General features: G+C 56.5%; 4 protein-coding genes. 3 read left to right on the forward strand and 1 reads right to left on the reverse strand.

Features of this window, described 5'->3' with window-relative positions:
- Positions 1 to 617 (forward strand): flavin reductase family protein (locus tag EN935_RS24450; RefSeq protein WP_164771308.1); only part of this gene is annotated, 617 nt, incomplete at its 5' end.
- A gap of 217 nt (positions 618 to 834) precedes the next feature.
- On the opposite strand, the gene EN935_RS24455 is transcribed toward EN935_RS24450, so the two are convergent.
- Positions 835 to 1620, reverse strand: coding sequence for a GntR family transcriptional regulator (locus EN935_RS24455; protein WP_127373689.1), 786 nt, complete (start codon positions 1618 to 1620; stop codon positions 835 to 837).
- A gap of 151 nt (positions 1621 to 1771) precedes the next feature.
- On the opposite strand from EN935_RS24455, the gene EN935_RS24460 reads away from it, so the two are divergent.
- Positions 1772 to 3028, forward strand: coding sequence for a branched-chain amino acid ABC transporter substrate-binding protein (locus tag EN935_RS24460; RefSeq protein ID WP_245489036.1), 1257 nt, complete (start codon positions 1772 to 1774; stop codon positions 3026 to 3028).
- The gene (locus EN935_RS24465; protein WP_245489037.1) at positions 3025 to 4128 is read left to right on the forward strand and encodes a branched-chain amino acid ABC transporter permease; all 1104 of its coding nucleotides are present in this window, start codon (positions 3025 to 3027) and stop codon (positions 4126 to 4128) included. The genes EN935_RS24460 and EN935_RS24465 overlap by 4 nt, the downstream gene beginning before the upstream one ends.
- Positions 4129 to 4290: the final 162 nt, after the last annotated feature.

Consider the following 4290-nt stretch of genomic DNA (forward strand, 5'->3'; position numbering starts at 1 on the left):
TACTAACCGAACGGCAGCGATACAAATTGCTATCCGGCACGATCGTACCCCGCCCTATCGCGCTGGTCACCACGATATCCGCGGACGGCGTGCTCAACGCGGCTCCATTCAGTTTCTTCAATATCCTCTCGGCCGATCCCGGCATCCTGGCTCTCGGCATCGAGCCCAACGAAGATGGTGAGCCAAAAGACACGTCGAGGAATATCCGCCAAACTCAACAATTCACCGTGAACATCGTCTCAATGGCGATGGTCGAGCGGATGAATATTTGCGCCATCTCATTCGAAAGTTCGGAAAATGAGCTGGAGATGGCAGGCTTCGAGACTTCGGCCGGCAAGTTCGTCGGTTGCCCGTATGTCAAAGACGCTCCTGCGGCTTTCGAATGCACGCACTTTGTCTCGCTAGCAGTGAGTCCGTCGCGGGACATCATCCTTGGTAAGATCGTCGGAGCCCATTTCAGAGACGATGTCGTGGATTTCGAGACCTTTCGCATCGACCCCGCACAACTGGACCCGGTCGGACGCATAGAGGGAGCGAACTATGCCACAGTCCGGGACCGCTTCAGCCTGGCTGGTCTGACGCCCGAAGAATGGCGAAAAGGCAATGGAAAGGAATGAGCGTCGTGTCGTGACACCAGCATGTTCGCTGGCGGTGTGAGCATGGACGGCCAAAAGCCTTAAACCGCTTGGTCGAACCATTTGGCTGGAGCACCTTGACCTACGAGCCTCAGCGCTACTTCTTGGTTGTTTCGCGCGCCTTTTTCGGCCCGGATTTGCCTGGCCCGCGACCTAGTTCGAGCCAAGCTGTCTTCACCAACGTCCGTGTCTGCGACTTCTAGCGATCGGACGAGCGTACTGACAGCGCCTCTGCAAGCGTGACGCGCCGGGACGGGTCGGCATTCAGTTGAAGTCTGCTTTCCTGGAGTTCAAGATGCTTACGCATCAGAAGAGCTGCTCCGTCAGCGTCACCTGCTTCGATACTTGCGACGATTGTTTCATGCTCGTCAATCGAGCAGGACGCATGCTGTGAGCCTGGGTAAAGCATGACGATGATGGAGCTCTGCGAAATCAGTTGCATCAGTATCCGCGCTATGACTCGATTCCTGGACAACTCAGCGATCACAATATGGAATTCCCCGATGAGCTTCACATAGGCGCTGCGGTTGCCACCATACATCGCCGCCCTCTGTTCCTCGAGATGCTGGCGAAGGAGCGACAGGTCATGTTCGGTTCTTTGCTTTGCCATTTGCGCGGCAAGTTCCCCCTCGATTAGGCGGCGTGCTGAAAACACCTCCCTTGCTTCATTAACGCTGGGTTTCGCGACGAATGCGCCGCGATTTGCGATCAGGGTGACCAAGCCGACAACGGACAGTTGTTGAAGCACCTTGCGCGCGCGCATTCGGGTAATCGCAAGCGCGAAGGCGATTTCGTCTTCCCCCAACTTCGACCCTGGCTCGATTCGGCCGTTCACGATCGCGTCGTACAGTCTTTCGAATGCATCGTCCTCAATAGGGGATGTGGGCATCCCGGCAGGCAGCGGTCGCATCAATTCGGAGCGGACCTGATTGAGGGTCATTTTCTGCTTGGTGGCTCGGCCCACGGCTGTTTCTTCCTTTTGCATAGGATGCGAACCTTCAGCCCTTCATCCACATTGTGCCCTTTTTAGTGCGAAACTTCGCGAAAATCACCCTGAAAAATCGTGCACAATTTTGTTTGAGATCGTGCATGATGTATGCTAGCGTCTCGGCTATAACAAGAAGGAGAAGGGGAATATGAAGAAAATCATGAGCACCGCAGCGGCCGCTTTGGCTGCTTTGCAGATAACGGGACAGCTGGCCTATGCTGAGACAGTTGGGCCTGTGACCGACGACCTCGGAGTGGTGCGCGTCAATAAGGACAAGCCCATTGTCATTGGTGGCCTACTCGCGATGTCCGGTCCCGATTCATCTTTGGGTATCGACGAATTCCGTGGCGCCGAACTTGGATTCGCCGATGCTGAAAACATGATTGCAGGACATCCCATCCGGTTCACGGTGGAGGACGGACAATGCAATGCGGAAGGCGGCCAGACCGCAGCGACGAAGCTCGCTTCGGACCGCTCAATCGTCGTCGTAGTAGGCTCGTCCTGTTCAAGCGAGGCGCGTGCTGGAGCGCCTATCCTCTGGAGCGCTGGCCTGACTGCTGTCAGCCCTGGTGCAAGCGCGCCGTCGCTGACCTTTCCCGATCGCCCAGAAGGGCTCAAGGGCTTCCTGCGTACGATGTACAATGACACCTTTGCCTCGAAGGTAGCGGCCCGTTACGCCTTCAATGGCATGAAGGCGAAGACCGCCGCGACGGTCCATGACGGCAGCCCGGTGGCCGAGCAGGTCGTAAAGGCTTTTACGGAAGATTTCACAGCGCTCGGAGGATCCGTCACAACGGCTGAAGCGGTTGGACCCAATGATACGGATTTCCGCCCCATGCTTGCGGGAATGGCGCGCAAAAAACCTGACATCATCTTCATGCCACTGTTCGGGTCGGCAGCGGCCTATGTTGTGCGCCAGGCAGCTGAGGTGCCTGAGCTCAAGGGCGTGCCGAAGCTCGGGACGGACGGCCTCTTCAATCCCGCCTTCTTGGAAGCCAGTGGCGACGCGTCCGTCGGTTTCCGGATCATTGGAGTCGATAGTTCGCCCAACATTCTAGGTGAAAAATACAAGGTCTTTCTCGACAAATACCAGGCCAAGTATGGCGAAGGTCCGCTCACCGGTTTTCACACATATGGCTACGACGCGGCAGGGATCGTAAAGGCCAGCATCGAAAAGGTGGCCGTGACGGATGCCGAGGGCAATACCTATATCGGTAAGAAGGCCCTGCACGACGCTCTTATGGCGACCAAGGATTTTGACGGCCTCTCAGGCAAGATCACCTGCTCAGAAAACGGCGATTGCGGCACCGCGGCTTTTGCCATCTTCGAATATACCAGTAGCGATCCCGCCTCGTTCAAACCCGGCACCAACCCGATCAAGATCTATCAAGAGCCTGCCAAGTGAGCGACGCAGCTCGCACCACGACAGGAATGCTGTCCTTCGCGATGCGATCTCTTAATGAATGGATGCGTCGAGCCACATGGGTCGATGCCTTCATGATCGCATTGCGCATCGCCTTGTTGGCACTTGTCGCCTGGGGAATCGGGGGCAGCCTGCTGCATGAAAATTATACGTTCACACAGGTCGTGTCCTTTGCGGTATTCGGCCTGTCGATCGGAGGCATCTATGCCCTCATCGCGCTCGGGTACTCGATGGTCTACGGCATACTGCGCATGGTCAATTTCGCCCATGGCGATATCTTCATGCTGGGTGCATTTGCAGCCTACACAGCTGCTGATGTGGCATTGAAAAACGGCGGCATTTGGCTGGCGGCGCCCGTCGCGATTATCGTCCCGGTCGCCGTATCCTGCGCTGTTGCGATTTGCGTCGAACGTATCGCCTACCGTCCGTTCCGACACGTCAGGAGCTTGGCACCGCTGATTTGCGGAATCGGCATCTCCTTTATTCTTCAATACACCGTTCGCGGGGCATTTGGGACGCGCGGCCGCGCATTTCCAGATCTTGCAGCGTTTTCGGGAAACGTTGAATTGATGGATGGGATATCAATCCCAAAAGTGCAGATCGCAGTCTTCGTCGCCGCCGTCTTCGTGATGGCGATACTTTATGCCATCGTCATGTGGACGTCTCTTGGCAAGGCAATTCGTGCGGTGGCCGAGGATCGAGACGCCGCCACTTTGATGGGCGTTGATGTCGACAGGATCATCACTGTCACCTTTGCGCTGGGCGGCGCCATTGCTGGGATCGCTGGCTTACTTTATGCATTGGTGTTCAAACAGATATTCTTCTTCATGGGCCTCACGCTTGGCGTGAAAGGCTTCTGCGCGGCAGTCATAGGCGGTATCGGGAACATACCGGGTGCTATGGTTGGAGGGCTTCTGCTCGGGCTAATTGAAGCGCTTGGACCGCTTTTCCTGCTTGATGGGTTTGACGTGGCGTCGCCGTACCAGTTGCGCGATGTCATCGCCTATTCGCTCCTCCTGGTTGTCCTTGTCTTTAGGCCCCGTGGTCTCTTCGGAGAACGCTTTGCAGTGAAGCGCGCCTGATGTTTGATGTCGTTGTCAGTTCCAATCGTTCGCAAAAGCGAGAAAATTCACTGGCCGTCGAGGCGTGCCGTTTTGGCGGGCTGCTTGGCGCCGGCCTATTTTACATGGCCGCTGCAGGTGTGCTCACGCAGTTCGCACCCAGATGGATCATCGAAGGGCTGC

The sequence above is a fragment of the Mesorhizobium sp. M7D.F.Ca.US.004.03.1.1 genome, assembly GCF_003998635.1.
In the GTDB taxonomy this organism is placed as follows: Bacteria; Pseudomonadota; Alphaproteobacteria; order Rhizobiales; family Rhizobiaceae; genus Mesorhizobium; species Mesorhizobium loti.

Coding starts and splice junctions, on each gene's coding strand:
- EN935_RS24455 (WP_127373689.1), bottom strand. CDS start 1,620: ATGCAAAAGGAAGAAACAGCCGTGGGCCGAGCCACCAAGCAGAAAATG.
- EN935_RS24460 (WP_245489036.1), top strand. CDS start 1,772: ATGAAGAAAATCATGAGCACCGCAGCGGCCGCTTTGGCTGCTTTGCAG.